The following is a 19,087-nucleotide window of genomic DNA, read 5'->3' as shown; positions in this document are numbered from 1 at the left end:
CCGGCGAGGAACGAGCCGGCGTATCGAGATCACTCGCCTGCCCGCACATACTGGGCGCATGAGCGAGCCGCGCGCCGAACGCATCACCGTCGAGACCGACGCCGGGCCGATGCCCGCCCACCGGTGGTTGCCGGAGGGCGGCACGGGGCCCGGCATCGCGCTGATGCAGGAGATCTTCGGGGTCAGCGACTACGTCCGCCGCCGCGCGCAGGACCTCGCCGACGCCGGTTACGTCGTGCTCGTGCCCGAGATCTTCTGGCGGCTGGGCGAGTCCGAGCCGTTCCAGGGCGACGACGCGCTCGAGCGCGGCATGGCGACCGCGCAGCGGCTCGACTGGGACGCGGCGGTGCGTGACGGCGCCGCGGCCGTACGTGCGTTGCGGGCCGACCCGGCCGTCACCGGTGACCGGGTCGGGCTCGTCGGCTTCTGCTTCGGGGGCGGCCTCGCCTTCAACGTCGCGGCGGTCGAGCCGGTGGAGGCGCTGGTCAGCTACTACGGCTCGGCGCTGCCCGGGCTGCTCGACCTGGCGCCGCAGGTGACCTGCGCGAGCCTGCACCACTTCGGCCTGGCCGACTCGTTCATCGACGTCGAGACGGTGCGGCAGATCGAGACCGCGGTCACCGCGCAGCCCGCGACGACCTTCCACACCTACGACGGCGCCGACCACGCCTTCGACAACGACGACGCCGCCTGGTTCCACCCCGAGGCCAGCTCGCTCGCCTGGGCGCGCACGCTGGAGTTCCTGAAGGCCACGCTGGTCGAGTAGCCCCGGAGCCTGCGGAGGGGCGTATCGAGACCTTCCCAAGCGGTCTCGATACGCGGCTCGTCCCTCGCCGCTACTCGACCAGCGTCGGCCCCCTGTCACCCCTCCCACCTACAGTCGGTCCCGTGCCGCTCCACCTGCATCGCGCCGCGCGCACCGACCTGCTCGCCGACGAGCTCGCCGGTCTCCTCGCGGTGCCGCCGAGCGACCCGTTCGCGCAGGAGGTCGTGGTGGTCCCGGCCCGGGGCGTCGAGCGTTGGGTGACCCAGCGCCTGTCCCACCGGCTCGGCACGAGCGGGGCGGGCGCCGACGGAGTCTGCGCGGGCGTACGTTTCCTCACCCCCGCCTCCCTCGTCACCATGCTGCTGGGGCGCGACCGCGACGACCCGTGGCTGCCCGACCACCTGGTCTGGTCGGTCCTCGCGACCATCGACGAGCACCTCGACGACGACTGGGCGCAGCCGCTGGCGCGGCACCTCGGGCACGGCGACGACAGCGTGCAGGGGCAGCTGCGCCGGGGCCGGAGATACTCCGTGGCGCGGCGGATGGCCGGGCTGTTCCATGCGTACGCCCAGCAGCGGCCGGCGCTGCTCACCGCCTGGCGGGACGAGCGCGACGACGACGGCGGCGGCGGGCTGCTCGACGACGACCTGCGCTGGCAGCCGCCGCTGTGGCGGCACGTCGTCGAGCGCATCGGCGAGCCACCTCCCGACGAGCGGCACCGCACCACGCTGGAGCGGCTGCGGCGCGGCGACGACACCCTCGACCTGCCCGACCGGCTGTCGCTGTTCGGCCACACCCGCATCGCGCGCACCGACGCCGAGCTGCTCGCCGCGCTCGGGGCCCGCCGCGACGTGCACCTGTGGCTGCCGCAGCCCTCGCCGGCGCTGTGGGACACGCTCGAGCCGCTGGCCGCCAGCGGGCCGGTGCGCCGCCGCGACGACCGCTCGGCCGACGAGGTCGACCACCTGCTGCTGCTCTCGCTCGGCCGCGACTCGCGCGAGCTGCGTCGCACCCTCGGCGGGCTGGGCGCCGAGGAGGCCGCGCCCGGGGTCGACCCGGGCACCCCCGACACCTGGCTGGGCTGGCTGCAGGCCGACCTGCGCGCCAACCACGAGCCGCTCGAGAGCGACCGAGCCGCGCGGCAGGTGGCCGACGCCGACCGGTCGATCCAGGTGCACGCCTGCCACGGGCCGGCCCGGCAGGTCGAGGTGCTGCGCGAGGTGCTCGTCGGGCTGCTGCAGGACGACCCGACCCTCGAGCCGCGCGACGTGCTGGTGATGTGCCCCGACATCGAGACCTACGCGCCGCTGGTGCAGGCGGCCTTCGGGCTGCACGACCTCAACCTCGCGCGGCCAGGCGAGCCCTCCCGCAGCGGCCACCCCGGTCATGACCTGCGGGTGCGCCTCGCCGACCGCGCCCTCACCAGCACCAACCCGCTGCTCGACCTCGCCGCGCGGCTCGTCGCGCTCGCCGGGGGCCGGGTCACCGCGAGCCAGGTGCTCGACCTCGCCGCGCTGGCGCCGGTGCGCCGCCGGTTCGAGCTCGACGACGAAGACCTCGCCACGCTGGCCGGCTGGGTCGAGCAGGCCGCCGTCCGCTGGGGCATCGACGAGCGGCACCGCGAGGCGTACGACCTGGGCTGGCTGCGCGACAACACCTGGGCGCTGGGCATCGACCGGCTGCTGCTCGGGGTCACCCGCGCCGGCAGCGCCGGCCACGCCGTCGAGGGGTGCTCCCCGTCGACGACGTCAGCTCCACCGACATCGACCTCGCCGGGGCGCTCGCCGAGCTTCTCGACCGGCTCACCGCCGTCATCGACGGGCTGCTGGCCGCCACCGGCGCCCAGGAGTGGATCGACGTGCTCGCCGACGGCATCCGTGCCCTGGCCGACGTGCCGCTCGCCGATGCCTGGCAGATGGCCCAGCTCGACCGCGAGCTCGGGGCGGTCGTCGCGTCTGCCGACGCCGACACCCCGCTGCAGCTCACCGACGTGCGGCTCATGCTCGACCGCAGCCTCGGCGGGCGGCCGACCCGCTCCAGCTTCCGCACCGGCAGCCTCACCGTCTGCACCATGACGCCCATGCGGTCCGTGCCCCACCGCGTCGTCTGCCTGCTCGGCCTCGACGACGGCGTCTTCCCCCGCACCCCCACCGTCGACGGTGACGACGTGCTGGCCCGCGACCCGTTCACCGGCGAGCGCGACCAGCGCAGCGAGGACCGCCAGCTGCTGCTCGACGCCGTGCTCGCGGCCACCGACCACCTCGTGGTCACCTATTCCGGGGCCGACGAGCACACCGGTGGCGAGCGGCCGCCGGCCGTGCCGCTCGGCGAGCTCGTCGACGCGGCACGCCGCACCGCCACTCTCCCCGAGGGTCGTGAGGTGGTCGTGCGGCACCCGCTGCAGGCGTACGACCCGCGCAACCTGACCGCCGGATCCCTTGACGCCGCAACGCCGTTCAGCTTCGACCCGACCGCGCTCGAGGGGGCACGCGCGGCCCGCTCCGCGACCGACCCGCCGCCCCTGCTGCTGCCCGACCCGCTGCCCGCCGCGCCGGCGGACGACGTGCTGCTCGACGACCTGATCCGGTTCTTCGACAACCCCGCCCGCGCGCTGCTGCGCGACCGGCTCGACGTGCTCCTCGCGCGCGAGGAGGACGACCCCGACGACGCCGTGCCCGTCGAGGTCGCCAAGGGGCTCGACGAGTGGCAGGTGGGGGAGCGGCTGCTCGCCGACGCGCTCGACGGCGTCGCCCCGCAGGACGTGCTCGAGGGCGAGCGGCGCCGCGGGCTGCTGCCGCCCGGGCAGCTCGGCGAGCACGCGCTGCAGGCGATCGTGCCGACCGTCGCCGCCGTGGTCGAGCGGGCGGGGCAGCTGCGCCAGGGCGAGGCCCGCAGCATCGACATCACCGTCGACCTCGGCGGCGACCGCCGGCTCACCGGCACCGTCGGCGGCGTCTACGACTCCGGCCAGGTCAGCGCCGGATACTCCCGCATCGGCGCCAAGCCGCAGCTGCGCGCCTGGATCACGGCGCTGGCGCTCGCGGCCGGCGCGCCGCATCGTGACGACGGCTGGTGCGCGCACACCGTCGGCAAGGCTCGACGCGGCGGCGGGGCCGAGGTCGCCTCCTACGGCCCGGTCGACCCCGAGCAGGCGCGCGGCTGGCTGCGCGAGCTGGTCGACGTGCGCGACCGCGGGCTGCGCGAGCCGGTGCCGTTCGCGCCCAAGACGGCGCTGGCATACGCCGATGCGCTGCTGAAGTCGTCGCGGCGCTCCGACCGCAGCGCGACCTATGCCGCGCAGCGCGACTGGGAGGGCGGCAAGTTCGACGGCGAGCGCGACGACCCGGCCGTGGTGCGGCTGCGCGGGCCGGGCAGCACCATCGACGACCTGACCGGACCGCCGCTCGGCGACGAGGCGTGGAGCGGGTCGGGCACCCGCCTCGGTCAGTACGCCCTGCGCGTCTTCGGCCCGATGCTCACCCACGGGAAGCGTTGAGCCATGGACGTTTTCGACATCTGCGACGACCTGCCGACCGGCACGGTCATGCTCGAGGCCAGCGCCGGCACCGGCAAGACCTGGACGATCGGGGCGCTCGTCACGCGCTACGTCGCCGAGGGGCGGGCCACGCTCGACGAGCTGCTGGTCGTGACGTTCAGCCGCGCCGCGAGCCAGGAGCTGCGCGAGCGGGTGCGCGCCCAGCTGCTCGGCGCCGAGCGCGCCCTCGCCGAGCCCGAGACCGCCGACCGGTCCGACGCGCTGGTCGACCTGCTGCTCACCGGGTCCGACGCCGAGCTCGCCGCGCGTCGTCGCCGGCTGCGCGAGGCGCTGACCTCCTTCGACGGCGCGACGATCGCGACCATCCACCAGTTCTGCCAGCTGGTGCTGCGCGGGCTCGGGGTGGCCGGCGACACCGACGCCGACGCCCAGCTGGTCGAAGACCTCGACGACCTGCTGGTCGAGGTGGTCGACGACGCCTACCTGCGCGGGTTCGGCCGCAGCGCCGAGCCGCCGGCGTTCGACCGGGCGACCGCGCTCGAGGTCGCGCGGCAGGCGGTCGGCGACCCGCAGGCCCGGCTCGAGCCGGCCGCCGACCGCGACACCGTGCCCGGGCGGCGGGCCGGGTTCGCCCAGCACGTGCGCGCCGAGCTCGACCGGCGCAAGCGACTGCTCGGCGTGCTCAGCTTCGACGACCTGCTCAGCCAGCTCGCCGACGCGCTGGCCGACCCCGACGCCCCCGCCCGCGAGCGGATGCGCCGCCGCTGGAAGGTCGTGCTGGTCGACGAGTTCCAAGACACCGACCCGGTGCAGTGGCAGGTCTTCGACCGCGCGTTCAGCGGCCACAGCACCCTCGTGCTGATCGGCGACCCCAAGCAGGCGATCTACGCCTTCCGCGGGGGCGACGTGGTCACCTATCTGGCCGCGAGCCGTACGGCCGGCACGCGTCAGACCCTCGGGCGCAACTGGCGCGCCGACGCACCGCTCGTCGCGGCGCAGCAGGCGGTGCTGCGCGGGGTCGCGCTCGGCGACCCCGAGATCGTCGTGCACGACGTCGCGGCGCAGCACGACGGGCACCGCCTCACCGGCCTGCCCCCGGGCCACGAGGCCCCGTGGCGCCTGCGGGTGCTCACCCGCGAGCAGCTCGGCGAGACGACCGGCCGGGCGGTCACCGTCGGCGTGACGCGGCCGGCGATCGCGGCCGACCTGGCCGCCGACGTGTCCCGCGTGCTCGCCTCGGGGGCCCGGTTCGACGGCCGGCCCCTCGACGCGGGCGACCTGGCCGTGCTGACCCGCACCACCAGCCAGCTCTTCCAGGTGCAGGCCGCGCTGCGGCGGGTGGGGGTGCCGTCGGTCATCGCGTCCACCGACAGCGTGCTGGCGTCCGAGGCCGGTCGCGACTGGCTGGCGGTGCTCGAGGCGATGGAGCAGCCGCACCGCTCGGGCCGGGTGCGCGCCGCGGCGCTGACCCCGATGATCGGGCTTACCGCCGCCGAGATCGACGCCGACCCCGAGGCCACCGACCGGGTCGCCGCCCAGCTGCGGCGGTGGGCCGAGCTGTTCGCGCTGCGCGGCGTCCCCGCCCTGCTCGAGGCGGCGCTCGCGACGGGCCTGTCGGGCCGGGTGCTGCGTCACCTCGGCGGCGAGCGGTTGATGACCGACCTGCGGCACGTCACCGAGCTGCTGCACGAGGTCACGCTCGACGAGGGCTTCGGTCTCGTCGCGCTCACCGCGTGGCTGCGGCGGCAGATCGCCGACGTCGACACCGGCGGCGTGACCCCGCGCTCGCGCCGGCTCGACAGCGACAGCCGGGCGGTGCAGCTCTCGACGATCCACAAGAGCAAGGGCCTGCAGTACCCCCTGGTCTACCTCCCGTTCGTCGCCGACGAGTTCGTCAAGCGCGTCCCCGACCCGGCCCAGTTCCACGGCGGGCCCGACGGCACCCAGCGGTGCCTCGACGTGGGCGGCGACCCTGCTCCCGACCACGTCGCCCGCGCCAAGGCCGAGGGCGACGGCGAGGCGCTGCGGCTCTTCTACGTCGCGCTCACCCGCGCCCAGTCACAGGTCGTCACCTGGTGGTCGCCGAGCACCAACGCCAACCACGCCGCGCTGCACCGGCTGCTGCTCGGCCGGCAGCCCGGCGACGGCGAGCTGCCCACCGCGGTCGGGCTGCCCGACGACGCCGCGGCGCAGGCCCGGTTCGCAGCGTGGCAGGAGGCCGGCGGCCCCGTGGTCGAGGCGGCCGACGAGCAGCCGGTGGCGGTGCCCCCGACGCCGCGCCCGAGGCCGAGCTGGCGGTGCGCGCGTGGTCACGCACGATCGACGAGCAGTGGCGACGCACGTCGTACACCGCGCTCAGCGTCGCCCAGGGCGAGTCGACGACCGCCACCAGCGAGCCCGAGGTCACCGTCAAGGACGACGAGCCGCCGGTGCCCGAGCCCCCGGCCGTGCTGGAGCTGCCGTTCGGCGACGTGCCCTCCCCGATGGGGGAGCTGCCGGTCGGCGCGACCTTCGGGTCGCTCGTGCACGCCGTGCTCGAGGAGGCCGACCCGCAGGCCGACGACCTGCGCGCCGAGCTGGCCTCCCACGTCCGCGAGCAGCTGGTGCGCTGGCCGGTGCCCGACCTCGACCAGGGGCGCTCGCCGACGCGCTGGTGCAGGTGTGCACCAGCCCGCTCGGCCCGCTGGTCGGCGAGTCGACGCTCACCGACATCGGGCGCCGAGATCGCCTGTGCGAGATGGACTTCGAGCTGCCGCTGGTCGGTGGCGACCTCGTCGCGGGCGCCGCCGGTGACTCCGACGTCACGCTCGGCGAGGTGGCGCCGCTGCTGCGTCGGCACCTGCCCGACGGCGACCCGCTGCGGGACTATGCCGAGGCGCTCGACCAGCCCGAGCTCGGCGGTCAGACGCTGCGCGGATACCTCACCGGTTCGGTCGACGTGGTGCTGCGCGTGGGGGAGCGATACCTGGTCGTCGACTACAAGACCAACTGGCTGGGGCCGGCCGACGAGCCGCTGACCGCCGCGGCGTACGGCCCGCGCCAGCTCGCCGCCGCCATGGGCCACTCCAGCTATCCGCTGCAGGCGCTGCTGTACGCCGTCGTGCTGCACCGCTTCCTGCGCTGGCGGCTGAGCGACTACGCGCCCGAGCGGCACCTCGGGGGCGTGCTCTACCTCTACCTGCGCGGGATGTGCGGCCCCGAGACCCCGATCGTCGAGGGGCACCCGACCGGGGTCTTCTCCTGGCGGCCACCGGTCGCGCTCGTCGAGGCGCTGTCCGACCTGCTCGACGGCCGGCGCGCGGCGGGGGTGCCGCATGAGCGAGCTCGTCACCGGGTCGACGCTGTTCGAGCCCACCTCGCCCGACGACCGGCGGCTGGCGCAGCGCGCCCCCGAGGGTCTGTTGCGCGAGGCCAACCAGGCCGGCGCGATCACCGCCGCCGACGTGCACACCGCGGTGCGGGTCGGGCGCCTCGCGGGGGAGGAGCGCGAGCCGGTGCTGCTCGCCCTCGCGCTCGCGGTGCACGCCGTCGTCAGCGGGTCCACCTGCCTCGACCTGGGCGCGGCGGTCGACCCCCGCGTCGAGATCGAGTGGCCCGAGCCGGCCGGGTGGCTCGAGCAGGTGCAGGACAGCCCGCTGGTCGCCACCGGGGTGCTGCGGGTCGAGCACGGCCTGATCTATCTCGACCGCTACCACGAGCAGGAGGTGCAGGTCGCCCGCGACCTCGAGCAGCGGATGCAGGCCACCGCCGAGACGCACGACGAGAGCCTGCTCGCGACCGGTCTGGAGCGGCTCTTCCCGCCGGTCGGTGACGCCGCGGGCGACGGTGGCGACGGGCGGCACGACCCGGTCGAGCAGCGCGCGGCGGCCCGGGTCGCGGTCACCCGCGGCACCACCGTGCTCACCGGCGGCCCCGGCACCGGCAAGACCACCACCGTCGCCAGGCTGCTGGCGCTGCTGGTCGAGCAGGCCGAGCAGCGCCCGGGGGCCACCGGCTGCGCATCGCCCTGTGCGCCCCCACCGCCCGGGCCGCGGCCCAGCTGCGCGACGCCGTCACCCGCGCCGCCGCCGACATGTCCGCGGCCGACCAGGCCCGCATCGAGGGCCTCGAGGCGCTGACGATGCATCGCCTGCTGGGCTGGAAACCGGGCAGCAGCAACCGTTTTCGGCACGACCGGCGCAACCGGCTGCCGCACGACGTCGTGGTCGTCGACGAGGCCTCGATGGTGTCGCTCACGCTCATGGCGCGGCTGCTCGAGGCGCTGCGCCCCGCCACCCGGCTCGTCGTCGTCGGTGACCCCGACCAGCTCGCGTCGGTCGACGCGGGGGCCGTGCTCGCCGACCTGGTGGCCGGTCTGCGCGGGCGCGCGGGCGACGAGGACGCGGTCGAGGGTGCCGCGGGCGACGAGGTCGAGGTCGAGGCGTCGGGTGGGGACGGCGTACGACCGGGGCTGGGGCCGCCCGTCGTGCGGCTCACCCACACCTACCGCTTCGGCGGCGGCATCGGCGACCTCGCGCAGGCCATCCGCGACGGCGACGCCGACCGCGCCCTCGCGGTGCTGGCCGACGCCGACGACGTCGACCTGGTCGCCGACCCCGACGACGTGCGCCACCGTCTGGTGCGCCAGGCCGTCGACCTGCGTCGGCGGGCCGCCGCCGGTGACGGCGAGGGCGCGCTGCGGGCGCTGGCCGGCCACCGGCTGCTGTGCGCCCACCGCACCGGGCCGTTCGGCGTCTCGGCGTGGAACCGGCTCGTCGAGCAGTGGGTGTCGGAGGAGACCGGCGAGACCTTCTGGACGCCGATGTATCCCGGCCGCCCGCTGCTCGTCACGAGCAACGACTACGCCAACGACCTGCTCAACGGCGACACCGGCGTCGTGATCCGCTCGGTCGACGGGGTGCTGCGCGCCGAGCTCGAGACCACCGGCGGGCGTCGCCTGCTGCCCACGTCGCGGCTCAGCGACATCGAGACGATGCACGCGATGACGGTGCACAAGGCGCAGGGCAGCCAGGCCGAGCACGTCACGGTGCTGCTGCCCGAGCTCGACTCGCCGCTGCTCACCCGCGAGCTGCTCTACACCGGGGTCACCCGCGCCCAGCGGCACGTCACGGTGGTCGGCACCCCCGAGGTGCTGCGCGCCGCCATCGCCCGCCGCACCCACCGGGCGAGCGGGCTCGCCCAGCGCCTGGGTGCGGCCGACGGGGGAGGCGACACCGGCGTACCGGCCTGAGCGGAGGGCGCCGCGCACCCTGGGCGGACACGTTTGCGGGGTGGCGCCCGGGCGGGGTTAGCGTGGGCCGGTGAGCACCCCCACCACGACCCCCGCCCTGTCCGCCCCCGCCGCCAACGCCCCCTTCGAGCAGACCACGATCGAGCGGCGACCGTTGCGCGACAACGACATTCGCATCGACATCCGGTTCGCCGGCATCTGCCACAGCGACATCCACCAGGTGCGCGAGGAGTGGGGCCAGAGCACCTTCCCGATGGTGCCCGGGCACGAGATCGCCGGCGTCGTCGCCGAGGTCGGCCCGGCCGTCACCCGCCACCAGGTCGGCGACCAGGTCGGCGTCGGCTGCATGGTCGACTCGTGCGGCGAGTGCGAGATGTGCAAGAACGGCGAGGAGCAGTTCTGCGAGAAGGGCGCCGTGTTCACCTACGGCGACGAGGGCTACGACGGCGAGATCACCCTGGGCGGCTACGCCCAGTCCATCGTCGTGTCCGAGCGGTTCGCCTGCCGCATCCCCGACGGGCTGCCGCTCGACCAGGCCGCGCCGCTGCTGTGCGCCGGCATCACGACCTACGCCCCGCTGAAGCGCTGGGGCGCCGGGCCCGGCAAGAAGGTCGCCGTCGTCGGCATGGGCGGCCTGGGCCACATGGGCGTCAAGCTGGCCGCGGCGATGGGCGCCGAGGTGACCGTGCTCTCCCGCACGCTCGACAAGGCCGACGACGCGGCGACGTACGGCGCGGCGCACCAGCTGTCCACCAAGGACCCCGAGACCTTCGAGCGCCTCGCCGGCTCCTTCGACCTGATCCTGAACACGGTGAGCGCGGACCTGCCGATGGGCGACTACCTCGGCCTGCTCAAGCCGTACGGCGCGCTGGTCAACGTCGGACTGCCGACGGGTGACTACGCCTTCGCGCCCGGCGCGGTCGTCGGTCGCAGCAAGGTGCTGGCCGGCTCGATGATCGGCGGCATCCCCGACACCCAGGAGATGCTCGACTTCTGCGCCGAGCACGGCATCGGCGCCACCGTCGAGACGATCGACGCCTCGCAGGTCGACGAGGCCTACGACAAGGTCGTGGCCGGCGACGTGCGCTACCGCTACGTCATCGACGTCGCGACCATTCAGCCCGGCGCCTGAATCACGTTGCGGGTGCTGCAGATTCGCGTCGCTGACCTCGACGATCCGGCGTTGGCGCGGTTCTTGAGCGACCACCTCGCCGACATCGCCCCCACGGCTCCGGCCTGCAGCCAGCACGCGCTCGACCTCGACGGGCTCCGCGCCCCCGGCGTACGTCTGTGGTCGGCTCACGACGGACCGCACCTCGTCGGCACGGTCGCGCTCGCGCCGGTCGAGCCGGGCCACGAGGAGCTGAAGAGCATGCGCGCCGATCCCCTGCGCCGCGGGCAGGGGATCGGTCGCGCCTTGCTGGAGCACGCGCTCGCCGACGCGACAGCACGCGGGGTCACCCGTGTCTCGCTGGAGACCGGGAGCATGGAGTTCTTCGCCCCCGCCCGCGCGCTGTACGCCAGCGCCGGCTTCGTCGACTGCGCCCCGTTCGGTGACTACGCGCCCGACTCGAACAGCGCGTTCATGACGCGGTCGCTGCCGTAGCGACCGGGGCTCGTCTCAGCCCTGAGGCTCCTCCGCCATCGGGTCGATGCCCGGGTCGTGAAAGCGCCGGCCTGCCGTCGCCCGGTCGACCGTCTCGATGAGCCGCTGGCCGTCGCGAAAGTCGCGGGCACGCAACCAGACGGTGTTGCCGTCGGCGAAGACGACCATCCGCTGGTCCTCGTGGTGCGCGACACCGACGACGTCGGACCACGGCGCGCCGATGTGCTCCCCGCGCAGGTGCATCGAGATGCCGTCCTCGCCCACGCTGACCTCGAGGCTGCGCGGCACCGGCCGCACCGTCCGCCGGCGGTGCCGCCGGTCGCCGAAGGTGGGGCCGTCGTACAGCTCGGTCGTCACCGCGAGGCCGACCACCTCGGGCAGCTCCTCCATCGGCACGTGCACGAGCATCGTGGCCACGGCATGGGCCGCGGCCTCGCGCAGCCGCGCCGGCTCCAGCTCGGCCAGCTCGCGCGCGAGCATCTCTTCCGGGGTGAGCACCGGGAGGCCCGCGAGCAGTCGCACGGCGGAGAACCCCAGGTAGCCCGTCAGCTGCGTGGGGTCATTCAGCTGCAGCTCCGCCATTCGCGCGGCGTGGGCCCGCTCGCCCGCGTCGGGCGGCCGGTTCGCCAGCCCGAGGACCTCCTCGCGCATCACCCGCGCGACGTCGGGCTCGGCGTCCGGGGCGAAGTCGGCCGCGATCGCGGTGAGCCAGCCCGCCTGCAGCGGCAGGGTGTCGTCGCTGATGTCGTAGCTGATGCCCAGGTCGTGCCGCAGCCGGTCCATGAGCCGTTCGCGCAGGATCGTCGCCAGGCCGACGGCGGGGCTTCGCGTGAGGTACGACAGCGTCACCGGCGCCCCTTCGGGCGCCTGGATCATGGCCGGAGTGCTGCGAGGAAGCAGTGTCGGCTCGGGGGCGCGCCGTGCGGGCGCGTCGGGCAGCGGCAGCCGGATGTCGTCACCGGGCGGCCCGGTCATCGCGAGCACGCAGTTGTCCCGGGTGACCAGCCGGGACACCAGGTCGAGCAGCTGTTCCGGGGTGACCTGGTCGAGCGCGGGCTCGGGCCCGGCGGCCAGGCCGGGGCCGCGCCAGCCGAAGCGGGCCTGCAGCGCGATGGTCGCGCCGGGGGAGTCGTACATCCCCGACTCGATCGCGATGACCTTGGCCTCGTGGGCCATGCGGGCTGTGTCGGGGCGGGCGAGCTGCAGGCAGACGTCGTGCAGGAACTGCAGGACGTCGGACCGTTCACCGATCGCAGAGAACACGGTGGCGTCGGTGGTGGCCTCGGCGTTGTTGTCGATCGGGCGCCGCCCGATGCGCGACATCACGACGTGCTCCAGCAGGTGCGCGAGCCCGGAGGTCGGGAAGGTCTCGTCGCGCGCGCCGATGCCGACCACCAGAGCGGCGCGGAACGGGCCGGGCATATCGGCCCACAGGGTGCGGACACCCTCGATCGTCGTCTGCTGCACGGCGGGAAGGTATCGCGGCGCCGGTGCCGGCGAGCCGGATTGGCGGAATGCTGCCGACGAGCCGCGCCTGTCGGTGGCGGGCCCTACCGTGATGCGTGCGTCACCAGCCCACGCCCGCCCGGCCACGCACCGAGCCCGTCCACCAAGGAGCACGCGATGGCGTCCCGCCTCAACCCCTACATCAGCTTCCGCGGCCAGGCCCGGGAGGCCATGGAGCACTACCAGTCGGTCTTCGGCGGCGACCTGCAGCTGACGACCTTCGGCGAGGCCGGGGCGCAGGCGCCCGGCATCGTGCCCGAGCAGGTCATGCACGCGATGCTCGAGACGCCCGCGGGCTACACGCTGATGGCGAGCGACACCCCCGAGGGCATGCCCTACCGCGAGGGCAGCACCATCTCGATCAGCCTCAGCGGCGACGACGCCGACGCGCTGCGCCACTCCTTCACCCGGCTGTCCGAGGGCGGCCAGGTCGCGATGCCGCTGGAGAAGCAGATGTGGGGCGACGAGTTCGGCATGTGCATCGACCGGTTCGGCATCGCCTGGATGGTCAACATCGCCGGCGACGCTCAGGCCTGAGCCGCGCCCCCGGGGCGCTTGTCGCCCTCGAGGCGCTCGAGCAGGCGCGAGGTCACCGACTCCAGCGCGCGCATCTCGTCCTCGGTCATGCCGTCGAAGAACAGCTCGCGCACGCCGTCGACGTGACGCTGCGCCGCGCGCTCGATGCTGGCGCGCCCCTGGTCGGTCACGGCGACGAAGGCGCCGCGGCCGTCCTCGGCGCAGTGCCGCCGCTCCACGAGGCCGCGGGTGCTCATGCGTGTGATGTGGTGCGACAGGCGCGAGCGGTCCCAGTGCATCAGGTCGGCGAGGTCGCTCATCCGCAGCTGCCCTGACTCGGTGTCGGTGAGGCAGACGAGCACGCCGTAGTCCTGCATGCTCAGGGAGAACTCCTGCAGGTGGCGGTTCAGCTCGGCGGGCAGCGCCCACGAGGCCCGGATCCACTGGCGCCACACCCGCTGCTCCTGGTCGCTCAACCAGGACGTCTCGGTGGTGGTCATGCGAACAGCGTACCGGAATAGTTGACACATCACCAACGTTCTGGAACTCTGTAGTTGACGGATCACCGAACCGACAAGGAGTCCCCCAGTGACGACCACCACCAACCTCTCCGGCCTGCAGAACCTCGACGGCACGTACGCCATCGACCCCGCCCACAGCCGCATGGGCTTCGTCGCCCGGCACGCGATGGTGACCAAGGTCCGCGGCTCGTTCAACGAGTTCGAGGGCAGCGCCGTGGCGAACGGTGGCGTGAACGACGCCAAGGTCGACGTCACGATCCAGGTCGCGAGCCTCGACACCCGCAACGAGCAGCGCGACGGTCACGTCAAGAGCGGCGACTTCCTCGCGATCGAGCAGTTCCCGACCATCGAGTTCCACTCCACCGGCTGCTCGGTCGAGGGCGACACGCTCAACCTGACCGGCGACCTGACCATCAAGGGCGTCACCAAGCCGATCACCGTCCCGTTCACCTTCGAGGGCGCCGCCACCGACCCGTTCGGCAACGAGCGCATCGGCTTCGAGGGCTCGACGGTCATCAACCGCAACGACTACGGCATCACCTTCAACGCCGCGCTCGAGACCGGCGGCGTGCTGGTCAGCGAGAAGATCACCCTCGAGTTCGAGGTCTCGGCGATCAAGCAGGCCTGAGCCGCAGCACCACCCGCATGACCCTCCAGCCGGGCCGATCAGCATCAGCTGATCGGCCCGGTTCTTGTCTGCCCGCGGCCGGGGCGGTAGACGTCTACCCTTGATAGAGTGGTGTCTACCATGAGCCTCAACATCAAGAACGAGCGTGTGCACGACCTCGTGCGTGAGGTGGCGCGGCGCACGGGTCGTTCCCAGACGAGTGCCGTGGAGCTGGCGCTGGAGCGGTTGCTGGCAGAGCTGGGGCGCGAGGACGACGCCGGGAGCCAAGAGCTCGACGGGCTGCTGGCTGACATGCGCGATCGCGTGAGCCGGACCGGCGGCCGGCTCACGACCGACGAGCTCTACGACGAGGCCGGCCTGCCGCGGTGATCGTCGACTCGTCCGCGCTGGTCGCCGTCCTCAACGACGAGCCCAGGGCGCAAGAGCTGGTGACGCTGATGCGTGACCGTTCGACGGCCATGTCCGCGGCCACCTACGTCGAGGCTGCGGTCGTGGTGGACGCCCGCCGAGATCCTGCGCTGTCCCGCCAGTTCGACACCCTGCTGAGCACGCTCGGCATCGCCGTCGTGGACGTGACGCCCGAGATGGCGGCCGTGGCGCGGCAGGCCTACCGCGACTTCGGCCGTGGCTCCGGGCACGCGGCACGACTCAACTTCGGGGACTGCTTCTCCTACGCGCTCGCCGTCGTGCGTGACGAACCCCTCCTGTTCGTGGGCGACGACTTCACCCATACCGACGTCCGCGCGGCTCTTCGCTGAACCGTCTTGCGCTGGAGTGCGCTCCAGGACCTAGCGTCACTGACGTGACCACGACCAGCACCCCCGAGCTCGGCATCGCCGCCGTCGCCGAGCGCACGGGTCTCAGCCAGGACGCCCTGCGGTGGTACGAGCGCGAAGGCCTGATCCCGCCGGTGCCGCGCACGCCGTCCGGGCGGCGGACGTACGACGACGCGGCCGTGCGCATGGTGCAGCTCGTCGTGCGGCTGCGGCGCACCGGCATGCCGATCGCGCAGGTCAAGGAGTTCTGCGTGATGGTCGGCGAGGGCGCCGCGACGCACGGACGGCGGATGAACCTGCTGCTGGAGCACCGCGTGCGCCTGCTCGAGCAGCAGGCGCAGCTGCGCGACGACCTGGCCGCCGTCGACCACAAGATCTCGCACTACGAAGACCTCATCGAGCGCGGCCTCGACTGCGCCGAGACTCCCGTCACGGATCCCGGGATCCGTTCTCAGCAAAGGAGATTCGCATGAGCATCGGCACCATCGACCTCGGTCAGGGGCTCACCGTGAGCCGGCTCGGCTTCGGGGGCATGGCCCTCAGCCACGTCTACGGCGGCATCGAGCCGCAGGCCGCCGAGCGCACCCTGAACGAGACGATCGACCTCGGCATCACGTTCATCGACACGGCCGACGTCTACGGCGAGCCGCGGCCGGGCACGACCGGCCCCGCCGGCACCAACGAGGAGCTGGTCGGCACGGTGCTGCGCACCCGGCGCGACGAGGTGCAGCTGGCCACGAAGTTCGGCATCACCGGTGCGGTGGGCGACGGCGCCACCGCCGCGCGCGGCGACCGGGCGTACGTCCTCGCCGCCTGCGACGACTCGTTGCGTCGTCTCGGGGTCGACACCATCGACCTCTACTACATGCACAGGCGCGAGCTGACGCGCCCGATCGAGGAGACCGTCGGCGCGATGGCCGAGCTCGTGCAGGCCGGCAAGGTGCGCCACCTGGGCCTGTCCGAGGTCACGGCCGACGAGCTGCGCGCGGCCGCGGCGGTGCACCCGATCGCCGCGGTGCAGAGCGAGTGGAGCCTGTGGTCGCGCGACGTCGAGACCAACGTCGTCCCGGCTGCGCGCGAGGTCGGCGCGGGCTTCGTGCCCTACTCCCCGCTCGGTCGCGGCTTCCTCACCGGCGCCATGACCCGGGAGGCGGTCGCCGGCGGCGTGCTCAAGGCCGAGCCGCGGTTCGCCGAGCACTACGACGCCAACCAGCGCGTGGTCGAGGTCATCGCCGCGGTCGGCGACGAGCTGGGCGCCACGCCCGCGCAGGTCGCGCTGGCCTGGCTGTTCGCCCAGGGCGAGCGGTTCGGGCTGCCGGTCGTGCCGATCCCCGGCAGCCGCAAGGCGTCTCGCATGGCCGAGAACGCCGGCTCGCTCGACCTGACGCTGAGCGACGAGCAGCTGCAGCGGCTCGACGCCGCCGCCGACCTCGTGCAGGGCGACCGGCAGCTGACGTTCACCGACCCGCAGTGGATCTCCAGCAACCGCGAGTGACGCGACCGCCCATGGCTATGAACGAGGCTCGTTACAGGCCAATATTGAGGCTATTCTTGCCGCATGAGGTCTGTGGCGCTGAGTGAGGCGAAAGACAAGTTGTCGTCTCTGGTCGACGAGGCGGCGAGCACTCACGAGATCATCCGCATCACCAAGCACGGGCACCCGGCTGCGGTGCTGATGTCGGCCGACGACCTGGAGTCGTTGCACGAGACGCTCCGGGTGCTGTCCACGCCCGGCGCGGTCGACGAGCTCAACCAGGCTCGCGTCGACTTCGCGTCGGGCGAATCGGTGAGTGGGGACGAGCTGCGTCAGCGATACGGGTTGGCGTGACCGAATCGGGCTGGCGTGTCGAGCTCGCTCCCGGGGCGATCCGGTCGCTGGGCCAGCTGCCCGAGAAGGTCTCGTCCGCGATCGTGGAGTTCGTGACGCGCACCCTCCCCAGCAACCCTCGTCGACTGTCAGAGCCCTTGCGGTTCGAGCTGGAGGGTTGGCACGTTGCTCGTCGGGGCGACTATCGGGTGATCGTCGAGATCCACGAAGACCAGCGGGTGCTTCTGATCGGTCGCATCGAGCACCGTGCGCATGCCTATCGACAGCGTTGACGACTGCTGCAGGAGCGTGCGTGATCGCGAGTGACGCGACACACTCAGTCGCGCGCCGACTCCGCCGCGCGCTTGAGGGCCAGCAGCGCGCGGTCCCACTGGGCTGCCACAGCGTCGAGGTCGCGCGCGGTGGCGCGCAGCCGCTCGGGGCGCACGGTGAACCGCACCTCGCGCCCCGAGCGCCGTGACCCGACCAGGCCGGCGCCGGTGAGCACCCGCAGGTGCTTCAGCACGCCCTGCCGGGAGATGCCGACGCCCTCGGCGATGTCGCCGGCGGTGCGCCCGTCGGCCTCCGCCAGCATCTCCAGGATCGCCTGCCGGTTGGGGTCGGCCAGCGCCGCGAACGTGTCGGGGTCGAGCCGGCTCATCGCTCCAGCGCGGTCTTCGCGGCGGCCAGCTCCTGCTCCCAGCCGGCCACGTTCTCGCCGTACGTCCCCGTCGCCTCGGCCGCGTCGGCGTACGCCGCGAACCCGGACTCCACGACCGTGACGAGCACGCCGTCGCCGGTCTGCTCGAGGGTGAAGTCGATGCGTGTGCGCGGGGCGTCGGTCTCGTCGCTGCGGCCCGAACCCCATTGGAAGGCAACGCTTCTCGGCTCGTCGGTGGCGAGCGTGCGGATGGGGTAGTCCGCGCCCTTCCAGTGCAGGGTCGTGGTGTCGCCGTCGACGGTCGTGTCGTGCTCGAAGACCTCGCCGTCGTTGATCCACCACCCGGGGGTGGAGACGAGACGCCACACCAGGTCGACGGGCGCGTCGATCGTGATCTGCCGGCGGATGCTGTCCTGAACGGTGCTGGTGCTCATGGGATCTCCTCGTCCGATATGTGCAACTCTACGGTTGCACACACGAGCACCCATCTGCAACCCCCAGGTTGCACCGAGTGGTTACTACGCCTGCCAGGCCTGGGCCAGCAGCTCGAAGCTGCGCAACCGGTGGGCCGGGTCGAAGGCGTACGTCGTCACGATGAGCTCGTCGACCTCCAGGTCGGCGACGATCGCCTCGAGCTGGCGCACCACCGTCTCGGGCGACCCGACGGCGCGCACCGCCTGGAACCCGTCGACGAAGCGCGCCACCTCCGGCCCGATCGCGGCGTCGAGGTCGTCCACCGGCGGCTGCAGCTTGACCCGCTGCCCGGTGCGGATGCCGGCGGCCATCTGCTGGGCGGTGGTGAACAGGAACGCCGCCTCCTCGTCGGTCGGCGCGACCAGCACGTTCACCCCGGCCATGCTGTACGCCTGCGGCAGCTGAGCGGTCTCGAACTCGGTGGAGAAGCGCTCGCGGTAGAGCGCCAGCGCCTGGTGCCGCAGCTGGGGGCGAAGTGCGAGGCGAACGCGTACGGCAGGCCGAGGTAGGCCGCGACCGCGGCGCCGTCCAGGCTCGAGCCGAGCATCCACAGCGGCACCTGCGTGCCCTGGCCGGGCAGGGCACGCACCTGCTGGCGCAGCTGCTCCTCGTCGCGCGGCGCGAGGTAGCGGTGCAGGTCGACGACGTCCTGCACGAACGTGTCGGTCGTCGCCGCGCCGCGCCGCAGCGCCGCTGCGGTGATCGGGTCGGTGCCCGGCGCGCGACCCAGCCCCAGGTCGATCCGGTCGCCGTACATCTCCGCCAGCGTCCCGTAGTACTCCGCGACCATGAGCGGGCTGTGGTTCGGCAGCATGACGCCACCGGAGCCGAGCCGGATGCGCTCGGTGTGCTCGGCGGCGCGGCCGATCAGCAGCGACGTCGCGGACGAGGCGAACGCGACGGAGTTGTGGTGCTCGGCGTACCAATAGCGTTGGTATCCAAGGGAATCGGCGAGGCGGGCCAGCTTCAGCGACTGGTTGATCGCCTCGCGCGCCCCGGTGCCGGACGCCACCGGCACCAGGTCGAGCACGGACAGCGGCACACGGGACGAACTAGGCACGTCAGGTGCAGCAGCGCCCGCCCGCCCGCTATTCCCTCGC

General features: G+C 73.4%; 21 protein-coding genes and 1 pseudogene. 16 read left to right on the top strand and 6 right to left on the bottom strand.

Translation table 11 applies throughout. The features are described from left to right. The first annotated feature begins 58 nt into the window (after window positions 1–58). From QUE40_RS16660 to QUE40_RS16625, 8 genes and pseudogenes are all read left to right on the top strand, one after another. The gene (locus QUE40_RS16660) at window positions 59–766 is read left to right on the top strand and encodes a dienelactone hydrolase family protein (RefSeq protein ID WP_289231669.1); all 708 of its coding nucleotides are present in this window, start codon (window positions 59–61) and stop codon (window positions 764–766) included. Between the two features lie 122 nt (window positions 767–888). Further along, window positions 889–2,732, top strand: a pseudogene (locus QUE40_RS16655) (exodeoxyribonuclease V subunit gamma); the annotation flags it as partial. Between the two features lie 33 nt (window positions 2,733–2,765). Further along, window positions 2,766–4,262, top strand: coding sequence for a hypothetical protein (locus tag QUE40_RS16650; protein ID WP_350227173.1), 1,497 nt, complete (start codon window positions 2,766–2,768; stop codon window positions 4,260–4,262). Window positions 4,263–4,265: 3 nt separating this feature from the next. Continuing rightward, window positions 4,266–7,055: a UvrD-helicase domain-containing protein gene (locus QUE40_RS16645; RefSeq protein WP_289231667.1), complete on the top strand. Its 2,790-nt coding sequence runs from the start codon at window positions 4,266–4,268 to the stop codon at window positions 7,053–7,055. A gap of 521 nt (window positions 7,056–7,576) precedes the next feature. Next, complete coding sequence (locus QUE40_RS16640; RefSeq protein ID WP_289231666.1) at window positions 7,577–8,380, top strand: AAA family ATPase; 804 nt, start codon at window positions 7,577–7,579, stop codon at window positions 8,378–8,380. Then, a complete protein-coding gene (gene recD / locus QUE40_RS16635) occupies window positions 8,263–9,492 on the top strand; it encodes an exodeoxyribonuclease V subunit alpha (RefSeq protein ID WP_350227172.1) in 1,230 nt (409 codons plus the stop codon). Before QUE40_RS16640 ends, recD begins: the two co-directional genes overlap by 118 nt. A gap of 70 nt (window positions 9,493–9,562) precedes the next feature. Beyond that, window positions 9,563–10,624 (top strand): NAD(P)-dependent alcohol dehydrogenase, encoded by a 1,062-nt coding sequence (locus QUE40_RS16630; protein WP_289231665.1) that lies wholly within the window; start codon window positions 9,563–9,565, stop codon window positions 10,622–10,624. A 12-nt stretch (window positions 10,625–10,636) separates the two neighbouring features. Then, on the top strand, window positions 10,637–11,098 hold the full coding sequence (locus QUE40_RS16625) for a GNAT family N-acetyltransferase (protein ID WP_350226998.1): 462 nt from the start codon (window positions 10,637–10,639) through the stop codon (window positions 11,096–11,098). A gap of 15 nt (window positions 11,099–11,113) precedes the next feature. Here the strand turns inward: QUE40_RS16625 and QUE40_RS16620 are convergent, their stop codons facing one another. After that, window positions 11,114–12,565 (bottom strand): M16 family metallopeptidase, encoded by a 1,452-nt coding sequence (locus QUE40_RS16620; RefSeq protein WP_142007047.1) that lies wholly within the window; start codon window positions 12,563–12,565, stop codon window positions 11,114–11,116. Window positions 12,566–12,721: 156 nt separating this feature from the next. Here QUE40_RS16620 and QUE40_RS16615 point away from each other — a divergent pair, with 156 nt between their 5' ends. Next, entirely contained in the window at window positions 12,722–13,141 is a 420-nt protein-coding gene (locus tag QUE40_RS16615) for a VOC family protein (protein WP_142007046.1), read from the top strand. Here QUE40_RS16615 and QUE40_RS16610 read toward each other — a convergent pair. Continuing rightward, window positions 13,132–13,620, bottom strand: a complete 489-nt coding sequence (locus QUE40_RS16610) for a MarR family winged helix-turn-helix transcriptional regulator (RefSeq protein WP_289231664.1) — start codon at window positions 13,618–13,620, stop codon at window positions 13,132–13,134. The genes QUE40_RS16615 and QUE40_RS16610 overlap by 10 nt on opposite strands. Window positions 13,621–13,708: 88 nt before the next feature. Here QUE40_RS16610 and QUE40_RS16605 point away from each other — a divergent pair, with 88 nt between their 5' ends. From QUE40_RS16605 to QUE40_RS16575, 7 genes are all read left to right on the top strand, one after another. Then, the gene (locus tag QUE40_RS16605) at window positions 13,709–14,269 is read left to right on the top strand and encodes a YceI family protein (protein WP_142007044.1); all 561 of its coding nucleotides are present in this window, start codon (window positions 13,709–13,711) and stop codon (window positions 14,267–14,269) included. Window positions 14,270–14,389: 120 nt separating this feature from the next. Further along, on the top strand, window positions 14,390–14,638 hold the full coding sequence (locus tag QUE40_RS16600; protein WP_142007043.1) for a type II toxin-antitoxin system VapB family antitoxin: 249 nt from the start codon (window positions 14,390–14,392) through the stop codon (window positions 14,636–14,638). Then, the gene (locus QUE40_RS16595; RefSeq protein WP_289231663.1) at window positions 14,635–15,027 is read left to right on the top strand and encodes a type II toxin-antitoxin system VapC family toxin; all 393 of its coding nucleotides are present in this window, start codon (window positions 14,635–14,637) and stop codon (window positions 15,025–15,027) included. Before QUE40_RS16600 ends, QUE40_RS16595 begins: the two co-directional genes overlap by 4 nt. Before the next feature lie 44 nt (window positions 15,028–15,071). Next, on the top strand, window positions 15,072–15,518 hold the full coding sequence (locus QUE40_RS16590) for a MerR family transcriptional regulator (protein ID WP_289231662.1): 447 nt from the start codon (window positions 15,072–15,074) through the stop codon (window positions 15,516–15,518). Further along, window positions 15,515–16,540 (top strand): aldo/keto reductase, encoded by a 1,026-nt coding sequence (locus QUE40_RS16585; RefSeq protein WP_289231661.1) that lies wholly within the window; start codon window positions 15,515–15,517, stop codon window positions 16,538–16,540. Before QUE40_RS16590 ends, QUE40_RS16585 begins: the two co-directional genes overlap by 4 nt. A 99-nt stretch (window positions 16,541–16,639) precedes the next feature. Further along, complete coding sequence (locus QUE40_RS16580) at window positions 16,640–16,873, top strand: type II toxin-antitoxin system Phd/YefM family antitoxin (RefSeq protein WP_433997017.1); 234 nt, start codon at window positions 16,640–16,642, stop codon at window positions 16,871–16,873. Continuing rightward, entirely contained in the window at window positions 16,870–17,145 is a 276-nt protein-coding gene (locus tag QUE40_RS16575) for a type II toxin-antitoxin system RelE family toxin (RefSeq protein ID WP_289231659.1), read from the top strand. Before QUE40_RS16580 ends, QUE40_RS16575 begins: the two co-directional genes overlap by 4 nt. Window positions 17,146–17,189: 44 nt before the next feature. Here QUE40_RS16575 and QUE40_RS16570 read toward each other — a convergent pair whose 3' ends face one another. The 4 genes from QUE40_RS16570 to QUE40_RS19485 form a co-directional block, all read right to left on the bottom strand. Beyond that, entirely contained in the window at window positions 17,190–17,513 is a 324-nt protein-coding gene (locus tag QUE40_RS16570; RefSeq protein WP_289231658.1) for an ArsR/SmtB family transcription factor, read from the bottom strand. Then, window positions 17,510–17,947, bottom strand: coding sequence for an SRPBCC domain-containing protein (locus QUE40_RS16565; RefSeq protein ID WP_289231657.1), 438 nt, complete (start codon window positions 17,945–17,947; stop codon window positions 17,510–17,512). The genes QUE40_RS16570 and QUE40_RS16565 overlap by 4 nt, the downstream gene beginning before the upstream one ends. Window positions 17,948–18,031: 84 nt before the next feature. After that, complete coding sequence (locus QUE40_RS19490; RefSeq protein ID WP_350226997.1) at window positions 18,032–18,361, bottom strand: LLM class oxidoreductase; 330 nt, start codon at window positions 18,359–18,361, stop codon at window positions 18,032–18,034. Then, entirely contained in the window at window positions 18,358–19,029 is a 672-nt protein-coding gene (locus QUE40_RS19485; protein ID WP_350226996.1) for an MsnO8 family LLM class oxidoreductase, read from the bottom strand. The genes QUE40_RS19490 and QUE40_RS19485 overlap by 4 nt, the downstream gene beginning before the upstream one ends. Window positions 19,030–19,087: the final 58 nt, after the last annotated feature.

The organism is Barrientosiimonas endolithica, from assembly GCF_030296655.1.
GTDB lineage: Bacteria > Actinomycetota > Actinomycetes > Actinomycetales > Dermatophilaceae > Barrientosiimonas > Barrientosiimonas humi.
This window is presented reverse-complemented; position numbering and strand designations above follow the sequence as displayed.